The 20,579-nt window shown below is 69.9% G+C and carries 17 protein-coding genes; 11 read left to right on the top strand and 6 right to left on the bottom strand.

The features are described from left to right. The first annotated feature begins 13 nt into the window (after positions 1–13). Both ACP96_RS14825 and ACP96_RS14820 read left to right on the top strand, forming a co-directional pair. Complete coding sequence (locus ACP96_RS14825) at positions 14–1,672, top strand: DUF255 domain-containing protein (protein ID WP_050033892.1); 1,659 nt, start codon at positions 14–16, stop codon at positions 1,670–1,672. Between the two features lie 146 nt (positions 1,673–1,818). Continuing rightward, positions 1,819–2,625 carry a TrmB family transcriptional regulator gene (locus tag ACP96_RS14820; protein ID WP_050033891.1) on the top strand — a complete coding sequence of 269 codons (807 nt, stop codon included), beginning with the start codon at positions 1,819–1,821 and terminating at the stop codon, positions 2,623–2,625. 684 nt (positions 2,626–3,309) lie between these two features. Here ACP96_RS14820 and mptA read toward each other — a convergent pair. Further along, positions 3,310–4,239 carry a GTP cyclohydrolase MptA gene (mptA, locus tag ACP96_RS14815; protein ID WP_050033890.1) on the bottom strand — a complete coding sequence of 310 codons (930 nt, stop codon included), beginning with the start codon at positions 4,237–4,239 and terminating at the stop codon, positions 3,310–3,312. Between the two features lie 193 nt (positions 4,240–4,432). On the opposite strand from mptA, the gene ACP96_RS14810 reads away from it, so the two are divergent. The 6 genes from ACP96_RS14810 to ACP96_RS14785 all read left to right on the top strand — a co-directional run bounded on the left by ACP96_RS14810 (position 4,433) and on the right by ACP96_RS14785 (position 9,832). Continuing rightward, complete coding sequence (locus tag ACP96_RS14810; RefSeq protein ID WP_050026627.1) at positions 4,433–4,726, top strand: 50S ribosomal protein L21e; 294 nt, start codon at positions 4,433–4,435, stop codon at positions 4,724–4,726. A gap of 6 nt (positions 4,727–4,732) precedes the next feature. Continuing rightward, the gene (locus tag ACP96_RS14805) at positions 4,733–5,089 is read left to right on the top strand and encodes an RNA polymerase Rpb4 family protein (RefSeq protein WP_004047019.1); all 357 of its coding nucleotides are present in this window, start codon (positions 4,733–4,735) and stop codon (positions 5,087–5,089) included. Between the two features lie 506 nt (positions 5,090–5,595). Continuing rightward, the gene (locus ACP96_RS14800) at positions 5,596–6,438 is read left to right on the top strand and encodes a translation initiation factor eIF-2B (protein ID WP_050033889.1); all 843 of its coding nucleotides are present in this window, start codon (positions 5,596–5,598) and stop codon (positions 6,436–6,438) included. Positions 6,439–6,563: 125 nt separating this feature from the next. Continuing rightward, positions 6,564–7,532 carry a DUF7260 family protein gene (locus ACP96_RS14795; RefSeq protein WP_050033888.1) on the top strand — a complete coding sequence of 323 codons (969 nt, stop codon included), beginning with the start codon at positions 6,564–6,566 and terminating at the stop codon, positions 7,530–7,532. Between the two features lie 39 nt (positions 7,533–7,571). After that, on the top strand, positions 7,572–8,894 hold the full coding sequence (locus tag ACP96_RS14790) for an MFS transporter (protein ID WP_050033887.1): 1,323 nt from the start codon (positions 7,572–7,574) through the stop codon (positions 8,892–8,894). Continuing rightward, a complete protein-coding gene (locus tag ACP96_RS14785; RefSeq protein WP_050033885.1) occupies positions 8,891–9,832 on the top strand; it encodes an LLM class oxidoreductase in 942 nt (313 codons plus the stop codon). Before ACP96_RS14790 ends, ACP96_RS14785 begins: the two co-directional genes overlap by 4 nt. Positions 9,833–10,163: 331 nt before the next feature. Here ACP96_RS14785 and ACP96_RS14780 read toward each other — a convergent pair whose 3' ends face one another. From ACP96_RS14780 to fmdA, 3 genes are all read right to left on the bottom strand, one after another. Then, complete coding sequence (locus tag ACP96_RS14780) at positions 10,164–11,237, bottom strand: aldo/keto reductase (RefSeq protein ID WP_050033884.1); 1,074 nt, start codon at positions 11,235–11,237, stop codon at positions 10,164–10,166. A gap of 102 nt (positions 11,238–11,339) precedes the next feature. Then, on the bottom strand, positions 11,340–13,019 hold the full coding sequence (locus tag ACP96_RS14775) for a TCP-1/cpn60 chaperonin family protein (protein WP_050033883.1): 1,680 nt from the start codon (positions 13,017–13,019) through the stop codon (positions 11,340–11,342). Positions 13,020–13,097: 78 nt separating this feature from the next. After that, a complete protein-coding gene (gene fmdA / locus ACP96_RS14770) occupies positions 13,098–14,369 on the bottom strand; it encodes a formamidase (protein ID WP_050033882.1) in 1,272 nt (423 codons plus the stop codon). A gap of 298 nt (positions 14,370–14,667) precedes the next feature. On the opposite strand from fmdA, the gene ACP96_RS14765 reads away from it, so the two are divergent. The 3 genes from ACP96_RS14765 to ACP96_RS14755 all read left to right on the top strand — a co-directional run bounded on the left by ACP96_RS14765 (position 14,668) and on the right by ACP96_RS14755 (position 17,779). Beyond that, entirely contained in the window at positions 14,668–15,579 is a 912-nt protein-coding gene (locus tag ACP96_RS14765; protein WP_050033881.1) for an acyltransferase, read from the top strand. A gap of 73 nt (positions 15,580–15,652) precedes the next feature. Next, the gene (locus tag ACP96_RS14760; protein ID WP_050033880.1) at positions 15,653–16,945 is read left to right on the top strand and encodes a hypothetical protein; all 1,293 of its coding nucleotides are present in this window, start codon (positions 15,653–15,655) and stop codon (positions 16,943–16,945) included. 105 nt (positions 16,946–17,050) lie between these two features. Continuing rightward, positions 17,051–17,779, top strand: a complete 729-nt coding sequence (locus tag ACP96_RS14755; protein ID WP_050033879.1) for a CPBP family intramembrane glutamic endopeptidase — start codon at positions 17,051–17,053, stop codon at positions 17,777–17,779. A gap of 321 nt (positions 17,780–18,100) precedes the next feature. Here the strand turns inward: ACP96_RS14755 and ACP96_RS14750 are convergent, their stop codons facing one another. Continuing rightward, positions 18,101–19,177: a CNNM domain-containing protein gene (locus tag ACP96_RS14750; RefSeq protein WP_050023593.1), complete on the bottom strand. Its 1,077-nt coding sequence runs from the start codon at positions 19,175–19,177 to the stop codon at positions 18,101–18,103. A 76-nt stretch (positions 19,178–19,253) separates the two neighbouring features. Next, complete coding sequence (gene hisS / locus ACP96_RS14745; RefSeq protein ID WP_050033878.1) at positions 19,254–20,576, bottom strand: histidine--tRNA ligase; 1,323 nt, start codon at positions 20,574–20,576, stop codon at positions 19,254–19,256. Between the last annotated feature and the right edge of the window lie 3 nt (positions 20,577–20,579).

Raw genomic sequence — 20,579 nt, 5'->3', positions numbered from 1 at the left:
TCCGACTGTCGGTATGACCGACGAGACGCACGTCGAGTGGCGCGACTGGGGCGCCGAGGCCTTCGCCGAGGCCGACGATCGGGACTGTCCGGTCCTCTTGTCTCTCTCCGCCACTTGGTGTGAGGGCTGTCACGAGATGGACGCGATCACCTACGCGGAGCCGCGGATCGCCGCCAACGTCAACGAGGGGTTCGTCCCGGTCCGCGTCGACGTCGACCGCAACCCGCGGGTTCGCGAGCGGTACAACATGGGCGGGTTCCCGACGACCGCCTTCCTCACGCCCGAGGGGGAGCTGCTCACCGGCGCGGGCTACCTCGACGTGGACGGGATGCGACAGGTGCTCGAATCGGTCCGGCAGATGTGGGCCGACAAGGGCCGAGAGGCGGGGCGGATCCCGCGCGCGCTCGACGCAGACCTCCCGCCGAGCGGGGAGGTGACCGACGCGATCGAGAGCCACCTCGCCGGCCAGATCGAGGCCAAGTACGACGAGGAGTACGCCGGCTGGGGGTCCGACGCGAAGTTCCCGCTCTCTCGCACCGTCGAGTTCGCGCTGAAGCGCGACCGCGACCGCGCCCTCCGGACGCTCGACGCGGTGCGCGACCACCTCGCCGACGACGTGGCCGGCGGCTTCTTCCGGTTCGCGGGCACGTCCGACTGGGGCGACGTGGCCTACGAGAAGCCGATCGACACGAACGCGGCCGTCACGCGAGCGTTCGCGAACGCCTACCTCTACACGGGCGACGAGGCGTACCTCGCCCCCGCGACCGACGCGGTCGAGTTTCTCACCGGCGACCTCTGGACCGGTTACGGCGTCGGCGGGAGCGTCGGCCCGGGGCTCGGGCGCGCCTACTACGCCGCCTCCGCCGCGGACCGCGAGGATCTCGATCCGCCTCGCCGGGACCTCACCGTCTTCGCGGGCGGGAACGCGCTCGCGGCGGACGCCCTGCTCGCGATCGCCGCCTACACCGACGACGAGCGCGCGCGCGAGTACGCCGAGCGGATCCTCGACGGGCTCGAACGCGACCTGATCGACGCGGACTCCGGAGCGGTGACCCACTACCGCGGGAGCGACGAGGTCGGCGAGACGGACCTGTTGGCCGACGCGGCCCGCGTCGTGAGCGCGTACACCCGCGCCGCCGGCGTGCTCGGCGAGGGCGCCGAGATCGCCAGCGCGGTCGCGGACCGAGCGATCGACCGGCTCCGCGTCGACGGCTCCTTCGTCGACGGGCCGCGGTCGGGTGCGGGGTTACTCGACCGCCCGTTCCGCCCGCTCGACGGCAACGTGGAGATGGCAACCGCGCTGCTCGACCTGGCGGCGCTGACGGGCGAGGAGCGCTACGAGACGGTCGCCCGCGAGACGGGGGAGGCGTTCGCCGGCGCCACCGAGCGGCTGAGCGTGCAGGTCGCCGGGTACGGCAGCCTCGCGGGGCGGCTCCTCCGCGGCAGCACCGTGGTCGCCGTCGGCGACGAGCCGGGCAGCGACCTCCACCGCGCGGCGTGGCGGGTCGCCGACCACGAGAAGGTCGTCGTCCCGAACGCCCACCGAGAGGACGCGCCTACCCCGCAGTCGGTGCCAGCGGGGTCGGCGGTCGTGCTCGCCGGGGACGCCGCCTCTGAGCCCGCGGAAACACCTGACGAGTTGATGACGCGAGTCTCCGAGACGATCGAGTAGCGGTCCGGCGGCGCCGATTTCCCTCGACCAGAGCGTTTCGGTTCGATCTCCGCGTCGGGTCCGACGGAGGCGAGTCGTCTCGACGACCACCGCCGCCCCGTGTAAACCGGCGACGTGTTTATACGGATGCCGGCGGATCGGACGGTATGGCATCTCTCCGCGACCTGGGGCTCTCGGAGTACGAGGCGCGGGCGTACCGCGCACTCCTGCGCACCGGGCCGACGACGGCGAAGGACCTCTCGCGGGCCAGCGAGGTCCCGATGGGGCGTGTGTACGACGTGCTCAACAGCTTGGAACAGCACAACCTAGTCCGGAGTCAGGCGGCCAGCCGGCCGAAGAAGTACGCCGCGGTGGAGCCGGACGCCGCGCTCGACCGGCTGTTGGAGGAGAAGAAGCGGGAGCTGGAGACGCAGGCAGAGCAGTACGAGGAGGTCGTCGACGACCTCTCGACGGAGCTCGACGCCGGAGAGCCCGTCGACGGCCAGTTCTGGACCGCCGCCGTCGGCGCGGAGGACGCCACAGACCTGCTCTTAGAGCGGATCGCGGCCGCCGAGCGTCGGATGGTTGTCGTCGCCGGCGCGCCCGCGACCGGCTTCGACTTCGGGACGATCGGCGAGCAAGTGACCGACGAGCTGGAGGCGGCGCTGGACCGCGGCGTGGAGATCCGGGTGTTGCTGTCGCCGGAGACGGTGGACGCGCTCCCGCGGAGCGTCGGCCGGCGGTACACCGCCGACCTCTCGGACATGGACGGGTTCGAGGTGCGGACGACTGCCGGTGTCGACGGGACCTTCTCCGTCTTCGACGGGATCGAGGTGTGCATCGAGGTGCCGCACCCGCTCTCCGGCGACGAGCCGTTCGCGATGATCGACGTGAAGGACGCAGAGTTCGCGGCGAGCGTGAAAGACCAGTTCGAGCCGCAGTGGGGGGAGGCGGAACCGCTGACGTTCGGGTGAGGACTCGCTGCAACCTCAGTGAGAACCGCGTTCCAGGTCAAGTACGGTGAGTACGGGAATAACGGTGCTCGATAGCGGGAGTGGGTGTTGCAGATCGGTGGTCGCGATCCAGTATTTAAATAATCGTGAGCGCTAGCGACGATCACTTATAAAGAACGATGTGGTCGGCGCGCCCCGGTGAGCGGCCGCCATCGGCGGCCGCGAATCGCGAGGGACCGAAGGTCCCTCTGGCAGCCGGCGGCGAAGCCGCCGGCGACGCCGGTGCGAGGGAGTCGCTGGCGGCTACCGCCGCCAGCGACGAGGCTGGGGAGGTGTGAGGTGCTGTGCGGTTGCGGTGCGGGGCGGGACTCAAAGGGGCAGCCGCTGCGGACGGCGCAAGCGACGCAAGCACCGCAACGAGGGAGCGTCAGCGACCGAGTGAGGCGCGAAGCGAGCGTGCGCCGTCCGCAGCGGCTGGGGCTTTGGAGGTCTTCACCGTAGCACCATCAACCACTTATAAAAAGCCGCCAACAACCCCACTCGATCACTTATAAACAATCACCCTACAACCGTACTATACCTACTCCCGTAATCGTTCAAAAGGCAATCTTCAGAACGGGCTGTTTCGAACAGGGTATCTCTGCAGACTCGTAGCCAAACGGCATTGAAAAGCCGTGATCGGTCTACGAGTGAGGGTCGGCGCGCTTACTCCACGTCCAGTTCGTCCCGCAGGTCGCCCATCGTGACCTCGCGCTCGGCGTGGGCGTTGTGCTGGTGGATCGACTCGTCGTTCGACTGCTTCAGGTGGATCACGGCGTCGTCAGAGAGGTGGTCGAACTCCTCGATCGTGCCCTCGGCGAGCGCGCGGACGCAGTCCTCGACGAACTTCGCGTCGGCGTGGGCCTCGTAGGTCATGTGGTCCTCGTCGGGCCGCTTCGCCATGTTGTAGATCCGGGCACTCATCGAGTCGCGGGCGACGTCGATCACGTCTCGGAGGTCGATCTCGGGGTGGCCGTCGGTGGTGACGGTGAGCGTGGCGTGGCCACGCTGGGAGTGGCCCGGCTGCGGGACGGCGTCTAAGAACTCCTCGGTCGTCTCCTCGTCGACGCCCAGATCGGCGAGCTTGTCTCGGGCGCGGGACTCGCTCATCCCCTGCGAGCAGGGACAGACGGTCATGCCGGTGACCTCCGCGCCGATCTCCTCGCGGGTTCCCTCCTCCGTGGCGGTCGCGCTGGCGACGATCGTCGCCGTGCTCTGCGTCTCGATCCCGGACGCGGGCGTGTCCTCGCGGGTGACGAGCTCCGCCGACATCGACACCTCGGCGGTGGTGGTGTAGTCGTGCTTTTCTAAGAGTCGCTCGGCGGCGTCGCCGCAGACCTCCTCGACGCGGTACGCCTCCTCGCGGGTGATCTCCTCTAAGATCTCGTCGACGGTCGCGAGGTTCCGCGACATGTCGATCCCCTTCCGACCGCTCGGGAGGTCGACGAACACCTCGAACTCCGCCATGAGGACGATGGGGCGCTTGTCGTCGCGCGCGATCTTGACGAGCTTCTCGACCCCGGTGACCCCGACCTGCGAGAGCCCGACTGAGACGTCGGGCGCCGACGCCTGGACGTCCGGCAGCTGGTGACTCATTACGAGTACGGTAGGGAGTCACGGGATTAGCCCTTTCGAAAGGGAGAGTCGCGTGGGGGTGTCTCGGAGTCGGTGTGGCGGCGGGAAGAGTTCGGGATCGGCGCGAGACTCCAGACCGACCGTGGTACCGGCTCCCGTTCGAGGCCCGTAACGCACCATTTATAACCGCGGCAGCGGAAGAACGCCCAAGACCATGCCGAGTTCCAATGGACCCCAGAAGGCGACTCGCGACAAGCTCTCGAACAAACCCCGCGACCGCGGCACGTCGCCGCCGCAGCGAGCGATCCAGGAGTTCGACGAGGGGTCGCAGGTCCACCTCAAAATCGACCCGAGCGTCCAGAAGGGCCGCTTCCACCCGCGCTTCGACGGCCGCACCGGCACTGTGACGGGCAAGCAGGGCTCCGCGTTCAAAGTCGATATCCCGGACGGCGGCAAGACGAAGACGCTCATCGTCACCGCCGCCCACATGAGCGCGCAGCAGAACTGAACCGCAATGACCATCTTCAAAGAGAAGCTCGACGAGGAGTACGTCACCACCTCCGAGGCGAAGGAGATCCTCGTGGACATCGAGGCGGAGCGCGCGGACGACGAGGACCGCGACCTGCGCTACGAGCTCGCTCGCGCGATCGAGCACGTCAACCGCTTCGCCCACCTCGACGCCGAGGAGTCCCGAGAGCTGGTCGAGGAGCTGACCGAGCTCGACCAGATCGACGTGCCGACCGCGGTGAAGATCGCGGACCTCCTCCCCGAGGACCGCACCGAGCTGCGCTCGGTGTTCGCGCAGGAGCGCTACTCGCTCGACGGTGACGAGCTCGACGACGTGCTGAACGTCGTCGCGAAGTACGCCTGAGACGCATCTGACCGCCTTTTCGTTTCGCGTTTCGCTCGATACGTCGCTGACACTCGTGTAGAGTGCACTTCCGAAGTCTCAGCCGCTCGCTTATAAGTGGTTGACTGTCGATCGGTGGTGAACACCGCCAAAGCCCCAGCCGCTTGTTTATAAGCGACCGAACACTGCTCGGCGAACACCTCCAAAGCCCCAGCCGGCCGCAACCGCACCATCGGCAGACGGTCCTGCTCGCTCACTCCGTTCGCTGCGCGGGCTGCGACTTCCGTGCTCCCGCTCGCTCCCTGCGGTCGCTCTCGGGACCACAGCCTCACACCTCCCCAGCCTCGTCGCTGGCGCGGAACGCGCCAGCGACTCCCTCGTGCGGGCTGCTCGCGCCCGGTGGGCGCTCGCAGGCGCACGCCACCGCGAAGGGATGTTTTACTACGTGATATCGGTCGAGCGCTAGCACTCCAGCCGCCCGACCAGACCCCGGAACCCCTTTGAATTGGGGCGACGACTCTTCGGGTATGATCGACGAGACGGTCGCCGAGATTCGGGCGATGCGGACCCACAGCACGTCGGCGGTGGCCGTGAAGGCGACGCGGTCGCTCGGGGAGTTGCTCGACCGCGACTACAGGACGGTCGACGAGTTCGAACGCGACCTCGAACACAACGCGGGGGTGTTGCGCCGGTCGAACCCCTCCCACGCCGCGCTCCACAACGCGATGCGCGACGTGGAACGCTCCATCATCGGCGAGGCGACGAGCGTCGAGGACGCCAAACAGCGCCTCGAAGAGACCATCGACCGCGTCGTCGACGACATCGAGACGGCGAAGGGGGAGGCCGCCGCCAACGCGGCCGAGCGCATCGAGGACGGCGACACCCTGCTGGTCCACGACTACTCGACGACCGTGCTGGAGTCGATCGAGAACGCGGCCCGCGACGGCGCCCATCTGACGGTGTACGTCACGGAGGCGCGCCCGCGCACCCTCGGCCGGAAGACGGCCCGCGTGCTCGCCGGCATGGCGCGGGTCGACACCCGGATGGTGGTCGACAGCGCGATGGGGTACGCCCTCCGCGACTGCGACCGCGTCCTCCTCGGGATCACCTGCATGACCGGCGGGACGTACTACAACCGCGTCGGGACGTTCCCGCTCGTCGTCACCGCCCGCGAGCTCGGCGTGCCGGTGACCGCGGTCGGCTCCGGCGCGAAGCAGATCGAGGAGTTCCGGTTCGAAAACGAGTTCCGCGACGCGGTCGAGGTGATGCGCGAGCCCGTCGAGGACGTGACGATCGAGAACCCGAGCTACGACGCGACCCCGATCGGCATGATCGACACCGTGATCACCGACGACGGCGTCGTGGAGTAGTCTGAGCGCCGGCGATCCCGGCGCCGTCGCCGAGACAGGGGTGACCTTTCGGATCCGAAAATCGTCGTATCAAGTGCCGAGACCCGCCACAAGCACTTTGTACGTGCGTCGTGTTAACGCATACAATGAGCGCGAGGCAAGGGGCGGCCGGTGTCTTTCGGATCCAGGGCGCGGAGCCGACGAGGGCGGAGTGTGCCACCCTCTCCTGTGATCTCACCGCGGTGCTGACCGAGCCCGGCGTCGTCACGGCGCTGGTCATCGCGGGCGTCGTCGCGTTCGTCGCGCTGGCGTACGTCCGCGACGCCAAGGCCGACTGCCGCGACGAACGGCGGCGAGTTCTGGACGAGCGCGCCGCCTTCGAGGAGTTCGCGGACCGCGTCTCCGGACTCGACCCCGCGCCCGCCTCGTCGACCGTGTCGTCGTTCAACGGACCGGCGGCCGCGGTCCGCACGGTCTCGCCGGTCGACGGGAGAAGTAGTACCGGCGACGACGTTCGGCTCAGGCGCGTGCTCGCGGCGTACCGAGACACGGTGATGTCGCTTCCCCACTACAGGCAGGAGTACGACGAGACGATCCCCGAGAGCCTCGCCGCCGAGCTAGGGCCCGACACGGCCACCGCGCTGGCCTCCAACGGGACCCTCTCGTCCGGGGCCCAGTCGGCGCTTGTGCGGCGGAGTCGGCGGGCGGCCGACGCCCGAGCGTCGTTGGCAGACGCGATCGAGGCGGAGATTGACGCGCTGTCGGAGTACGAGACCGACCTCGCCAGTGTCGATCGGCGCCGCCGCCGGCTCCTCGAACACCTCGACGGCGTGGAGGGAGACGGAACGGACGCCTCGATCGACGTCTGGCAGCGCCTCGACGAGCTCGAGTCCGAGTGCGACGAGGTCGCCGGCGAGCGCCAGCGAGCGCTCGACGATCCGCCGATGACGGTCGAGGCCCCGGGCGACGGGGAGGATCGTCGTCCGTTCCACGGGTACCTGTACGGAGCGGCCGACGGGCCCCGCTACCCCGTGCTGGCGCAGGTCGCGGAGATCGCCGGGCGGATCCGGGCCGACCGCGACCGCGTCGCGAGCCGAGTCGCCGGCGAGGAGTGAGCCCCACGCTTTCATCCGTCCCCGCCGCGTGACCACGCCATGGGCAGAAGCTGGCTGTTCGCGTGGGGTCTCGCGGCCGTGGCGTTCGGCGGCGCATCGCTCGTCGTTCCCCTGTACGTCGTCGAACTGGGCGGCGGCGCGGCCGTCCTCGGCGTGCTCTTCGCGACGGCGTCGTTCGTCGGCGTTCCGGGCGCCCTCGTCTTCGGCAGCTTGGCGGACAAGACCGGAAGGCGCCGGCCGTTCGTCCTCGGGGCGCTCGTCGTCGCCGCGGTCACGACGGCCGTCATCCCGACCGTCGAGAGCGTGCCGCTCGTCATCGTCGCCAACGCGGCGCTGTGGCTCGGGTTCGCGGCCGCGGGGCCGGTGCTCACCCTGCTCGCCGTCGCCGGCGAGCCCGAGGACCGATGGACGGCGGTCATCGCCCGTCTCAACGAGTACCAGGGGATCGGCTGGGCGGCCGGCCTCGGCCTCGGGTTCGTCGTCACCGCCGGCGTGTCGCTGCGGTACGAAGCGATCACCGCCCAGCGCGCGTTCCTGTTCGTGTGTGCCGCGAGCGCCGCCGCCGGCCTCGTGCTGGCCGCGCGAGCCCTCCCGCCGGACGCCGGGACGGAATCGGAACCGAGCCCCGCGCGGCTCCGTCGCCGCGTCCGCGAGGCGGCGCGGTTCAACGTCCGGGGCGCCGCCTTCCCGTTCACCCTCGCGCGGTTCGACCCGCGGGGGCTCCATCCTCGAGTGCTCATCGACCGTTTCTCGCCGACCCTGGCGACGTACTTCGCGGCCGTGCTCGTCGTGTTCACCGGGTTCGGCGTCTTCTTCGCGCCGCTCCCCGCGTACCTCGCTGGTATCGGCTTCGGGTCGAGCGAGACGTTCGCGCTGTACTTCGCGCTGAACGCCGCGGCCGCCGCCTTCTACGGTCGCGCCGGTCGCCTCGCCGAGGCGTACGGCGCGTACGAGGTGCACGCCGGCGCACTGCTCGGACGGGGTGTCGCGCTGCCGACGGTCGCGGTCGTCGGCGTCGCCGGCGGCGGGACCCTCCTCGCGCTGGGCGCGACCGGCGCCGTGTTCGCGGTGATCGGGGTGACGTGGGCCGCCATCGCGGTGACGGCGGCGGCGCTCGTCACCCGGCTCGCGCCGCCCGCGATACGGGGCGAGGCGCTCGGTGCGTACGGCGCCCTCGTGGCGATCGGCGGCGGACTCGGCGGGATCATCGGGGGATGGCTCGCGTCGTTCGGATATTCGATCACCTTCGCCGCGGCCGGCGGGACCGTCGTCGTCGGGGCGGGGATCGTCGCCGCGCTCGCGCGACGGTCGGAGCGGCGATCGGAGCGGCGATACGGTGCCAGCGAGGAGACGGGACGATGACCGACCACGACGCGCGGGAGCGTTCCGACCACGCTAACGCCGGCTTCCGGCACCTGTTCGGCGGCGACGGGCTCACGTTCGGGCTCGGGTTCCCGCTGACGGGCGAGCGGCGCGGCACGCCGGACCCGAACGAGGAGGTCCGGCTCGCGGAGCGCGCCGAGTCCCTCGGCTTCGACGGACTCTGGGCGCGGGACGTGCCGACCTACTGGCCGAAGTTCGGCGACGCCGGCGGCGCGTTCGACCCGTGGGCGCTGCTCTCGCACGTCGCCGCCCGCACCGATGAGGTCGCGCTCGGCACGTCGAGCGTCGTCCTCCCGCTCCGGCACCCGATCCACCTCGCGAAATCCGCCGCGACGGTCGACCGGCTCTCCGGCGGCCGGGTCGTGTTGGGGGTCGCCTCCGGCGACCGCGACCCCGAGTACGCGGCGTTCGGCGTCGACCCCGAGCGGCGGGGAGCGATGGTCCGCGACCGGATCGCGGCGATGCGCGCGTGTTGGCGCGAGGAATTCCCCGAGATCGGCGGCGAGTGGGGCGAACTCGGCGGTGACCTCGACGTACTCCCGAAGCCGACGACGGAGACGATTCCGGTGTTGCCGACGGGCAACGCCCGGCAGTCGACCGAGTGGATCGCGGAGCACGGAGACGGCTGGCTGTTCTACCACCTCCCGGACGAGACGCTCCGGAGCTACGTCGCGGAGTGGCGCGAGCTGGCGGGCGAGAAGCCGTTTTCCATCGCGGTCGGCGTCGAGTTCGCCGACGACCCAAGCGCCGAGCCCGAACACCTCCACCTCGGCTACCGCGCCGGCGCCGAGTGGTTCCGGGAGTACTTCCGGCGACTCGACGAGTTCGGGGTCGACCACGTCATCGTCGGCCTGCGCGGCGACGACCCCGAGGCGGCGATTGAGACGTTCGCGGAGGAGGTGAGCGGGGCGCTTTGACCCTCGACCTCGTGAGCCGTCCCGGGGCTTCGGTCGGTCCATCGCGGGAGGTTTATACCCGACGACGGCCACGCTGCAGACGGTGGCCATGACGACGTGTTACCCCCACTGAGCCCCTTGTGACGAGGGTTTTCCACCGAGCCACCACTTCGAGACCGCGAGCCACGGCGTTCGCGGTTGGTCTGACTCGTGCGGCGCGGACGATATCGATCGACACGGTACCATGCAACGTGAGACGGTGGCGCGTGACGGGTCGTGGTGAAAGTGGTCTGAAAACTCGACGAGCCGCCGCAGTCCTGCGATCTCGACGAGAAACGGGCGGGTCGACAGTTCAGTACGACGCGGCGCGCTTGTCGAGGCCGGCGGCCTCGATGTCCTCGCCGTCGACGGAAGTCCGAAGAACGTCCATCCCGTCGTCGCGGTCGACCTCGAAGTTGCGCGCGTACAGCTCTTCGACGCGGTCGTACTCGGCGTCGGAGAGGGGCGGCACGTCGCTCGCCGCGCTCCACTCGGCGATATCGTCGCCGTCGCGGAAGGTGGGCGTCACGGAGGCGACCTCGTCGTGCGCGAGCAGCCAGCGGATCGCGGCCTGCGCCATCGTGCGGGTCCCCTCAGCGTGGTCCGGGTCTTCGAGGAACCGGATCGCCTCCACCTTCTCCCAGCCGGTCTCGTACCACTCCTTCGGGCGGTGCGAGCGGTGGTCGCCGTCCTCGAGGACGGTGTCGGGGGTCACCTGCTCGTTGAGCAGCCCGGAGGAGTGCGGCACGCGGGCGATCACCGAGGTGTCCGAGTCGCTCTCGCGGATGGCGTCCACGAAGTGGCGGCCGGGCTGCTGCTCGAACAGGTTGAAGACGGTCTGGACCGCGTCGAACTCCTCGTACTCGATCGCGGCGTCGCCCTCGGCGAGCCAGCCGATCGACGGGCCGAGCGCCCAGCCGAGCGCGCGGACCCGCCCCGACTCCTTCCACTCGGCGAGGAGGTCGCGGACCTCGGGCGTGACGTCGTCGACGTTCGCGTTGTGGAGCTGGAGCAGGTCGACGTGGTCGGTGTCGAGCCGGTCGAGCGAGCGCTCGAACGCGGTCTCGAGGTACTCGCGGTCGAGCTCCTTCGGGAGCTCGCCGTGGCCGGCCTGCGGGTTGTTGTAGAAGTCGTAGCCGATCTTCGTCGCGAGCGTCACCTCGTCGCGCCGGCCGGCGATCGCCTCGCCGACGATCTCTTCGCTGTCGCCGTGGCCGTACACGTCGCCGGTGTCGACGTAGGTGACGCCCGCGTCGAGCGCGTCCTCGACCATGCCGACCGCCTGTTCGTCCGAGCGGTCGCCCCACCAGTCGGTGCCGACGACCCACGCGCCGAAACCGATCTCAGAGACCTCGACGCCGGAGTTCCCGAGTTCGCGGTGCTGCATACCCGCTCTTCGGGATCGGGACACTTAGCGGGTGCGGTCTCCCTCACGCGGCGGGACCGCGGAGCGGATTTATAAGCACACCGCGAGGGCGGAACGACCCGGTCAGTGGCTCAGCGCCCACGGATAGCCGCCGTCGTGGCCGCCCCCGCCTTCGTCCTCGGTCTCGCGGGGTCGGCCGTCTGCCGCGGCGTGATCGCGGCCGCGGTGTCCGTCGCCGTCGACCCCGGTCCCTTCGATCGGCTTCGCGTCCAGCGTCTCGTCGACGCGCAACACGAGCCCCGCGGTCCGGACCGCGGCCTCGAGACACCGCGCGGGGACCGCGACCGGCTCGACCACGCCCGCGTCGAACATGTCGCGGACCGCGCCGGAGCGCGCGACGCCGGCCGTCGTCTCCCCGTCGCGGTGGCGGTTGCGGAGCGCGACCAGCGCGTCGATCGGGTCCGCGCCGGCGTTCCTCGCGAGGGTTCGCGGGATCACCGTCACCGCGTCGGCGAACGCCTCGAGGGCGAGCGCCGACCGGTCGTCGACTCCCGGCGCGCGGTCGGCGACGGCGCGAGAGACGGCCGTCATACCGGCGCCGCCGCCCGGAACGACGCCGCCGCCGCTGGCGGCGTGGCGCGCGACCGCGAGGCAGTCCTCGACGATCCGCTTCGTCTCCTCGGCGACGTGCGGCGTCCCGCCGCGCAGGAGCAGCGACTCGTGCGACTCGCCCGGCAGTCCCGAGAGCTCGATCACGGCGCCGCCGCCGACCGACCGGCGGCGGACCCTTTCGACCGTCCCGAGTGCCTCCCGATCGAGGTCGTCGACCGCGGTCACCGCGGTCGCGTCCGTGGCCCGAGCGATCGCGTCGAACTCGTCGCGTCTGGTCCGCTCGATCGGGAGTACACCGGCACGCGCGAGCTCGGTCTTCACCGCGTCGTCGATCGACTTCTGACACGCGAGCACGTCGACGCCGCGGTCCGCGACCGATCGGACCAGCCCGTCGCTAGCGGCCCGTTCGTGCTCTCTGACGGCGGCGAGTTCGTCGGGGCTCCGGACCGTCACCGTCCCCGACGCCTCGGTGGTAGAAGGGGTCAACTCGCCGTCGACGAGCGCGACCGTCGGATCGGCGAGCGCCCGGCGGTCGTCGGTCCCGAACCCGTCGATCGTCGTCGACGACCCGTCGAGGTTGACGAGGATCCCGTTCACCCGCTCGGAGTCGGCCAGCTCGCCGCCGGGGTACGCGTGAATCGTGAGCCGGGGGGCGTCGAAGTCGACCGCGCGGAGCGCGTCGACGGTGATATCGGCGAACCGGCGGGCCGACGCCTCGTCCCAGCGCCCGGTGACCGCCGTCGACGCGACCTCTCGGAGCCGCTCGTCGTTCGGATCGACCGGGACGCTGAGTTCGTCGAGCGCGTCGCGGGCGTGCGACATCGCGCGGGCGTACCCGTCGACGATCGAGGTCGGGTGGAGCCCCCGCTCGGCCAGTTCGTCGGCCGCGTCGAGGAGCTCGCCGACGAGCAGCGCAGTCGTGGTGGTCCCGTCGCCGACGTGTCGCGCGTGCGCCTGAATCGCGTCCCGGATCACGCGACCGATCGGGGCGTCGATCTCCAGTCCGTCGAGGACGGTCGCGCCGGTGTTCGTCACGACGACGCTTCCGCTCCGGTCGATCACCATCTTGTCCAGCCCGTTCGGGCCGAGCGTCCCCCGGAGCGTCGCCGCGATCGCCATCCCAGGTCCGAGCGGATCATCGGCTCGTTCTTCGGTACTCGATTCCCCCGTCGTTTCGGTCGTGAATGCCATGTGGTATCGTGTCGCGTCGATCGCAGCGCGGCGCGCCTCTCGGAGTCGGTCCCGACGAGAGCCGGTCGGCCGGACCGCTCACCCGAGCGGGTCGTCGGTGACGACGAGGTCGCCGCGATCCGCGCGGTTGTCCAGGTTTCCGGGCGAGATATCGAACTCGAAGACGCCCTTCGGGACCGCCAGCGTCGAGCACGCGTTCGGGACGTCGACGACGCCGCTCTGTCGCCCCTCGGCGGGGACCGTCCCGAGGATGTGGAGCGCCTGTTGGCCCGTATAGCCGAACTTCTTGAGGTAGTCGATCGCCTGCAGACACGCCCGGCGGTAGGCGGTGTGCGAGTCGATGTAGCGCTGCTCGCCGTCCTCCGTCACGGAGTAGCCGCAGAACGTGATGTAGTCCTCGAAGTTGGGGCCGCGGTGGCCGGGCTCGAAGATCGGGTGGTCGACGCCGTGCTCCTCCATGCCGTTCTTGACCAGGTCGAACTCCACGTCCGCGTAGCCCGCCATCTCGATCGCGCCGCAGAACGTGATCTCGCCGTCGCCCTGCGAGGCGTGGAAGTCGCCGAGCGCGAAGTTCGCCCCCTCGACGTAGACGGGGAAGTACACCGTCGAGCCGATGGAGAGGTCCTTGATGTCGTGGTTCCCGCCGTGTTCGCGCGGCGGAACCGTCCTCGCCGCCTCTTTGGCGGCCTCCTCCGCCTCCTCCGGATCCATCTCGCCCATCTGTGCGCCTTCCGTGGTCGGCGGGTTCGCGACGGCCGGCTCCGCCTCCCCGGTCGGGTGGTTCGGTATCGAACTCGGGTCCGCCTCGTGTCTGTCGATCAGCTCCTGCTCCCGCTCGTTCCACTCCTCCAAGAGCTCCTGGCTCGGCGCACAGCCCGCGAGCCCGGGGTGGATCTTCCCCTCGTACCGGACGTCCGGAACGTGTCGGGACGAGACGGTGTACCCGTCGATCTCCCAGATCGACTTCGCGGCGTCCGGGAAGTGGTCGGTGAGGAAGCCGCCGCCGTTCTGCTGGGAGAACGTTCCGGTGAAGCCGAACTCGGAGCGGTCGTTCAGCGGCCCCATGTCGTGGAACTCGACTTTCAACAGGTCGCCGGGCTCCGCCCCCTCGACGCGGACCGGACCGGCGAGGTAATGCACCTGCGTGAGGTCCACGTCCCTGACTTCGTTCGGATCGTCGTTGTCCGAGATCTGTCCCCCCGTCCAGTCCAGCGCTTCGAGCCGGATCGTCTCTCCCGGCTCCGCCTCCACGACGGGCGGAATGTCGGGATGCCACCGATTGAACGGTTTGGCCGTCGGCTGCTCGTCCGGCGGGCTGTCGACGTCTACCTCGAATTTCACTTCTGGCATATGGTACCGCGTGTCAGTACAACTAATAGTTACAAAAATATTGGTACAACAATAAGAATACTGAATAGTCCGGATGTCAGACCGTTCTTTCGCGCAAACGATTCGTGACTCACGCGTATTTTCCTCAATAATTGGACGAGTACCGTTTTCGGAGGCGGCGAGCGTCGGCCGCGCGCGACGCGACCGGCGGCCGTCGGAGCACTCGCGGAGAGGCGGGGCGGAAGCCCGCGGCCGCGATCGCGGATCACCGCCTTCGCACAACCGAATCCCTTTGAGTGATGGCGACGAAGGTGCGACGATGACAAAGCGACACGTCTCCCTGCCCGACGGTGCGGAGGCCGGGGTCCGAGGGTTCATCGACGAGGTGGACGAGCGCCTCTCCTCGGCGGAGGACACCTGTGAGGTCGTCCGAGACACGCTCATCGATCTCCACGGCGACCGCGAGCGGTGGGAGGCGTGGCAGGACGGCGAGTCGGTGTCCAGAGCCGAACGCGTGCGCCTGCAGGGGTACGACCCCTGTAACGCCACGCTGGAGTCGGAGTACTACGCCGAGAAGGACGAGGACCGGTTCCAACAGTCGAAGTACCTCCAGTGGCTCTGGCGCCAGTTCGACGCCACGCCGATGGCCGACAACGTCGAGTTCGCGCTCCGGTTCCGCCAGATGCTCGGGAACCACCTCTTCGCCGAGTGCGGCGACGGCTGCCGCTTTTTCAAGGGTATCTCCGTCACCTACGGCCACAACATCGAGATCGGCGACAACGTCGTGATCCACGACGACGTGCACCTCGACGACCGCGGGAAGCTGACGATCGGCGACCGCGCGTCGGTCTCCGACGGCGTTCACCTCTACAGCCACGACCACGACCTCGTCGACCAGACCGAGGTCCGGAACTTCCACACGATCGTCGAGGACGACGCCCGCGTCACCTACGACGCCATGGTCCGGGCCGGCTGCCGGATCGGTGAGAACAGCGTCGTCGGCGCGCGCTCGGTCGTGCAGGGCGACGTGCCCGATCACCACGTCGTCGTCGGCTCGCCCGCGCGGAGCGTTCGCGTGAAGCCGGGATGGGAGGAGGCCGCCGACGAGCTGGAGGACGGCCGGCTCCCCGACCGACAGGACGAGCGCGAGATCGAGTACGAATTACCAGAGGACCTCGACCGGTTCGACGAGTTCCAGCGCGACCTGCAGCCCCCGCGTCCGCCGCGGTGAGGCGGGAGCGGTCCGGTCGGCGGCGCCGCGGTACGAGACCCATTCTTAAGTCCCGGTCGCACCCACGTCCGGTATGCACGTCGACCTCGGTAACGCCCTAGACACGACACCGGGACTCACGGAGGAGACCTTGGACCGACTCGATTCGCGGGTCGCGGACGCACACGATCGCATCGCGAGCGGTATGGCCGACGACGAGTTCGGCTACGCCGCGCTAAATCTCCCGGAGACGGCGGACCCGGACGCGATCCGCGCAGCGACCGATCGCTTCGACCGCCCCGAGGCGGTGCTGACGGTCGGGATCGGCGGGAGCGCGCTCGGCGCGGCGACGCTCTCGAACGCCCTCGAAAGCGACGTGGACGCGTACTTCCTCGACAACGTCGACCCGGACGCGGTCGGATCGCTGCTCGATCGCCTTCCACTCGACGACACCGTCGTCAACGTCGTCTCGAAGTCCGGGACGACCGCGGAGACGCTCGCCAACTTCCTCGTCGTCCGCGAGGCGATGGAGGACGCGGGCGTCGACTGGACCGAGCGCACCCTCGTGACGACCGGCGAGGAGGGGAACCTCCGCGCGCTCGCCGACGCCCACGACCTCCCCGCGCTCGACGTGCCCGACGGGGTACCCGGTCGGTTTTCGGTGCTCTCGACGGTCGGCCTCGCGGTGCCGGCCTTACAGGGCCACGACATCGAGGCGATCCTCGCGGGCGGCCGCGACGGGATGGAGGACCTGTCCGGGTCGCTGTTCGAGTCGCCCGCGTACGCCTACGGCGCGGCGACGTACGCGCTCGCGGAGCGCGGCGCGCTCACCAACGCCGTGATGCCGTACGCGGAGTCGCTGGAGACGTTCGCGGAGTGGTTCGCCCAGCTGTGGGCCGAGAGCCTCGGGAAGGACGGGCTCGGGCAGACGCCGGCGCGCGCGCTCGGCGCGACCGACCAGCACTCCCAGCTCCAGCTGTACCGCGCCGGCCCGCCGGACAAGCTCGTCTCGCTGATCCGGCCGACCGAGCGCGCCGAGACGGCGATTCCCGAGACCGACCTCGACGGGCTGGCGTACCTCGGCGGCTCGTCGCTCGGCGACCTACTGGACGCCGAGTTCGAGGCGACGGAGGCGAGCCTCGCGGCCGCCGGCGTCCCCAACGTGCGCGTCGAGGTCGACCGCGTCGACGAGCGGGGCCTCGGCGAGCTGCTGTACGCGATGGAGGCCGCCTGCGTGCTGTACGGCGAGCTTGCGAGCGTCTCGACGTTCACGCAGCCCGCGGTCGAGTGGGGGAAGAAGGCGGCGCGCGGGCTGCTCGGCGGCGGCAACTTCCCGGAGGCCGACGCCGTGGCCGACAAGCGCGAACTTCGGATCGACGGCGCCTGAGGCGGGGCGGTCGCGGGGCCGCGGTGCGGGACGGGCATCGGCACCGCCCCCCGATCCCGTTCCTCTTCCGGTGGCGATAAACCGCCCCGAGTCGTATCGCCGTCGATGAGCGAAACGCCTCCCGAGCCGGTGAACCGGATCCTCCGCGTCGCCAGCGCCGCGTTCGCGGTCGTCTTCGCCCTCCTCGTCGCCAGCGCGGTGACGGGTCCCGTCGCGCAGTTCGCCGTCTCGCTGGGACTCGTCGGCGAGGGGACGACCGGGCTGCAGGTGCTCCGGACCCTGCTGCAGTTCGTCGGGTTCCTCGCCGCAGTCGTCGGCTACCTCGCGATCACCGATCAGTGGGCTCTCGTCGGCGTCTCGCGGCCGACGCTCCGCGAGGCCGGGCTCGTCCTCGGCGGGGGGCTCGTCCTGTTCGCGTTCCAGTACGGCGCCCTGTTCGTGTTGGGTGAGGTCGGGCTCACGACCGGACAGAACCAAGCGGTCGTCCCCGCGGGGGACCCGGTGACCTACTACCTCACCATGATCGCCGTCTCGCTCCTCGTGGTCGGGCCGGTCGAGGAGGCGCTGTTCCGCGGCGCCGTGCAGGGCGGGCTTCGGCAGGCGTTCGACGCCGCCCCGGCGATCCTGCTCGCGAGCCTCATGTTCGGGTTGGTCCACCTTCCCTCCGTCTCCGGGACACCGGGCCAGCGGTGGGCCTACGTCGCCGTCGTCGTCGTGCTCGGCGCGGTGCTCGGCGTCCTCTACGATCGCACGGGGAACGTGTTAGTCCCCGGGCTGGCTCACGGCGTCTACAACGCCGTCATCTACGTCGTATTGCTCGCGCAGTCGCTGTGATCGTCGCTGCCACTGACGAGAATACTCCTAAAGCCCCAGCCGCTCGGCTGTACGTGGTCGGTTACTGTTGATCGACGGTGAAAACCTCCAAAGCCCCAGCTGCGAGGTCCTCCGAACGTCGTTCCTGCTCGCTCACTTCGTTCGCTGTGCGGGCTGCGACTCCCGTGCTCCCGTTCGCTCCCTCCGGTCGCTCACGGGACCGCACCTCACGCCTCCCCAGCCTCGTCAGCCGCCGTCGCTTCGCTCCGGCGACTGACTCCCTCGCACGCGCTCCTCGCGGGCCGGTGGCCCGCTCGGAGGCGCGCGCCACCGCGTCGTTCTTTATAAATCGCCGGCGTCCAGCGGGTCCTCAAGCTGCCCCATCACCGACTCCATCGCGTCGGTCGCGGTGATCAGCCCGACGACCTCGCCGTCCTCGATCACCAGGGCGAGCTCCTGTGACTCCGCCTGGAACTGGTCGAACGCGTTGCTGACGCTCGCGTCCGCCGAGATCGTCATCGGCGGCGCGGCGACGTCCGCGAACGTCAGGTCGCCGTTCCGGAGCTCGTCGTAGCGGCTCACGATTGAGGGGGCGTACACGATTCCCTCGAAGTCGCGCAGGTCGTCGCCAACGAGCGGGAAGCGGCTGTGCGGGGTGTCGCGGATCCGGTCGAGGTTCTCCTCGGCGGAGGCGGTCGTCGACAGCGAGACGATTTCGTCGGCCGGCGTCAGCACCTCCCGCACGTCGAGTTCGTCGACGTCGAGCGCGTTGAGGACCTCCTCGCGGCGCTCCTCCGGGAGCTCGACCTCCTCCATCATCGAGCCGAGGCGGTTGCGGAGCTGCGCGCGCGTCTCCAGCACCTCCTCTTCCGCCTCGGTCCACGAGCCGGTCATCTCGACGCCGAAGAGCCCGAGCGTGGCCTTCGCGACCCAGTCGCCGACCTTGATCAGCGGCGAGATGAGCCACGCGAACCAGTACAGCGGCCGGGAGCCGTACTCCGCGACCTGCTTCGAGCGCTCGACGCCGAGGTATGTCGGCGTCTGCTCGCCGTGGGTCAGGTGGACCATGTTGATGATGAAAAAGCCGAGTAGCGAGCCGGCGCCGGCGGACGCGAGCGCCGTGTTCTCGAAGAGCGGCGCGAAGAGCGCGGCGAGCCCCGGCTCGGCGACGATACCGAGCGCGATAGAGGTCCCGGAGATCCACACCTGACAGGTCGTCAGGTAGAACTCCAAGTCGTCGGTCATCTCCCAGGCGCGCCGCAGTCCGGGCGTGTCCATCTCCGATTCGGGGTACTGCCGCAGCCGCGTCAACCCGAACTCGATCGCCACGAAGTACGCGTTGATCAGGATGAGGGCGACGCCGGCCGCCACGCGGAAGGCGATCTCGGTCGGGGGCATCGCTGTCGCGAGCGGGATCATCGTCCCCACCGTCCCGGTGCACGCTTAAAAATGGTCGAGGATGCGGCCGACGCGAGAGCGGACGTGACCCGAATCGTTACTCGTAGTCCTCGTACGTCGGCAGCCCCTCGTCGGGTGGGAACTCCTCGACCGGCACGGTCGTCTCGTCGCCGCTCGCCATGTCCTTCACGGTGTACTCGCCGTTCTCTAAGTCGCGCTCGCCGACGACGACCATCGTCTCGGCGTTGATCGAGTCGGCGTAGCCGAGCTGGGCGCCGAACGAGCGGTCGGAGACGTCCTGCTCGACGACCACGTCGTCGCCGAGCGCGCGGAGGTCGCGGGCGAGCGCGGCCGCCTCGCCGCGCGTGTCGCCCACCGAGAGGACGTAGTAGTCGGTCGAGAGCGCCTCGTCGGGCCAGACGCCGGCGCGCTGACAGAGGAGCTTGAGCGTGGCGTGGCCGGGCGCGACGCCCACCGCGGGGGTGGGCTGGCCGCCGAAGCTCTCGATGAGGTCGTCGTAGCGCCCGCCGCCGAAGACGGAGCGGGACACCTCGCCGGTGGAGTCGAAGCACTCGAAGACGACGCCGGTGTAGTAGTCCAGCCCGCGGGCGGTCGTCAGCGACACCTCGCAGAACTCGCCCGCGCCGAAGTCGTCGGCCGCGGCGAGCACGTTCCGGAGGTTCTCGACCGCCGCTTCAACATCTTCGCCGCCGGCTTCCGCGACCGCGTCGAGGTCCTCGGGGGCGTCGACGCCCGAGATGAGGTCGTCGAACTCGCGGGCGGTCGCGCGGTCGAGCCCGGCGTCCGAGAGGAGCCCGAGGTACTCGCCGTCGTCGACCTTCGCGCGCTTGTCGACCGCGCGGATCGCGGCCTCGGCGTCAACCGCGTCGGGGTCGTCCGCGAGCGCCCGGACGAGGCCGCCGAGGATGTCGCGGTGCGAGACGCGGAACTCGAAGTCGTCGCCGGTGAGCCCGAGATCGGTCAAGGCGTCGGCGGCGACCGCGAGCACCTCGGCGTCGGCCTCCGGCGCCGACGAGCCGAACACGTCGATGTTCGTCTGGTAGAACTCGCGGAAGCGGCCCTGCTGGACCTGCTCGTAGCGCCAGAACGGGCGAGTGGACACCCACTTGATCGGCTTCGAGAGCTCCTGTCCCTTCGCGACGACCATCCGGGCGACGGTCGGCGTCAGCTCCGGCGTCATCGAGACGCCGCGGCCGCCCTTGTCGTCGAAGGCGTACAGCTCCTCGACGATCTCCTCGCCGGACTTGTCGACGTACATCTCCGTCCGCTCCAAGGCGGGCGTGGCGATCTCGCGGAAGCCGTACCGGCTCGCGGCGTCCTCGATCGCGTCCGTCACCTCGCGGCGGGCGGACTGCTCGCCGGGGTAGAAGTCGCGGAATCCCTTGAGGCCGTCGTACATGGG

The sequence above is a fragment of the Halorubrum halophilum genome (assembly GCF_000739595.1).
Taxonomy (GTDB): Archaea; Halobacteriota; Halobacteria; order Halobacteriales; family Haloferacaceae; genus Halorubrum; species Halorubrum halophilum.
This window is presented reverse-complemented; position numbering and strand designations above follow the sequence as displayed.